Annotated in this window: 1 protein-coding gene; it reads left to right on the top strand. The window is 66.4% G+C overall.

All coding sequences use genetic code 11. The features are described from left to right. Positions 1–54: 54 nt before the first annotated feature. Positions 55–1,686 carry an ISAzo13 family transposase gene (locus ACWD6R_RS40455; RefSeq protein WP_451823322.1) on the top strand — a complete coding sequence of 544 codons (1,632 nt, stop codon included), beginning with the start codon at positions 55–57 and terminating at the stop codon, positions 1,684–1,686. The last annotated feature ends 33 nt before the right edge of the window (positions 1,687–1,719 follow it).

Raw genomic sequence — 1,719 nt, 5'->3', positions numbered from 1 at the left:
GGGGGCGTCGCGAATTTATGGGTTGCTTCCGGGGATTGGGTTCGTTGATGTGGTATGGGTCGTTTCGATGAGTTGATCAGTCCGTTGCGGGCGAAGTTCGAGGCGGTGACTCCGCATCTCAACGAGCGGCAGTGCCGTCTGCTGTATGCGGCGGAAGCGCGGCAACTCGGACATGGTGGGATCGCGGCTGTCGCCACAGCTGCGGGGGTCTCCACGGGGTGCGTGAGCCGGGGACTTGTCGAGTTGGAGGACGATGCCGAGCCCGATGGCCGGGTACGTCGGCGGGGCGCGGGGCGTCCCGCGCTGACGGTGAAGGACCCGGGGCTCCGAGCTGCACTGCTGGCGTTGGTCGAGGACAGCACGCAAGGTGACCCGATAAGGCCGTTGACCTGGACCACGAAGTCGCTGCGGCATCTGGCCACCGAGCTCGCCGCCCAGGGCCGCACGGTGGGTCGGGACGTGATCGCCGCATTGTTGAAGGAGGCGGGCTTCAGCCTGCGGAGCAACGCCAAGGTCCTGGCCGGGAGTGGGCACCGGGACCGCGATGCCCAGTTCCGCCATCTCAACGACACCGTGCGCCAGTTCCTCGACGCCGGCGACCCCGTGATCAGCGTGGACAGCAAGAAGAAGGAACAGATCGGGCTGTTCGCGCAGGCCGGGCGGGAATGGGCCCCGCCCGGCAGGCCCGTGAAGGTCCTCGATCACGACTTCCCCTCCCAAGCGGTCGGCACCGCAATCCCCTACGGCATCTACGACGTCGGACGCAACACCGGCTACGTAGTGGTGGGCACCGACCATGACACCGCCGCGTTCGCAGTGGCCGCCCTGCGCCGCTGGTGGAAGGAGGAGGGGCAGGCCGCCTACCCGAACGCGCGCCGCCTGTTGATCACTGCCGATGGCGGCGGCTCCAACAGTTCCCGGGCCAGGGCATGGAAAGCGAACCTCGCCGCCCTGGCCACCGAGACCGGCCTGGAGATCAGTGTGTGCCACCTGCCGCCCGGCACGTCGAAATGGAACAAAGTGGAGCATCGTCTGTTCTCGTTCATCTCGATGAACTGGCGGGCCCGCCCCCTGACCAGCTACGAAGTCGCCCTCAGCCTCATCGCGTCCACCACCACGAATACCGGGCTGAGCGTGAACGCCCGCCTGGACGAGGGCGCCTACCCCATCGGTATCGAGATCGACGCCCAGCACGCCGCCGCACTCACCATCAACCCCGACACCTTCCACGGCGAGTGGAACTACACGATCCCGCCCCAGCCCGGCGTCCCCGCCGTGCCCCTCCAGCCACCCACCCGCCGGGCCCACCCCCGTCACGCCCACACCTTCGACACCACCATGGCAACCCACCCCGTACTGACCGGAATGACCCGCCATGACCTCGACCAACTCACCACTGACGTGCGCAGGTTGATCGACCAGCTCCCCACCGATCAGCGCCCCAAGCACCGCAAGCTTGCCGTGGAAAACATAATCTGGGCCACCCTCCTTGATCAGCGCGGTCTACCCTGCTCGCTGACCGCCCATCTGTTCCGGGTCGGCGAGAACCAGATCCGCGCCCTGATCAAGCAAGTCCGCCCCCTGCTTCAGCAGCACGGCCACCACACAGAACCACTACCCGTCCGACTCATCGACCCCAGCCAACTCGCCACATATGTCATGCACGCAACATCAACGCCAGGATGACGCAACACACCCCATTAATTAATCGACGCCCCC

It is taken from the genome of Streptomyces sp. NPDC005151, from assembly GCF_053599875.1.
The sequence above is the reverse complement of the archived record's forward strand: the minus strand, read 5'-3'. Positions and strand labels throughout refer to the sequence as shown.

Excerpts from the sequence above, each read along its gene's own strand:
- ACWD6R_RS40455 (WP_451823322.1), top strand. The coding sequence starts at position 55 with ATGGGTCGTTTCGATGAGTTGATCAGTCCGTTGCGGGCGAAGTTCGAG.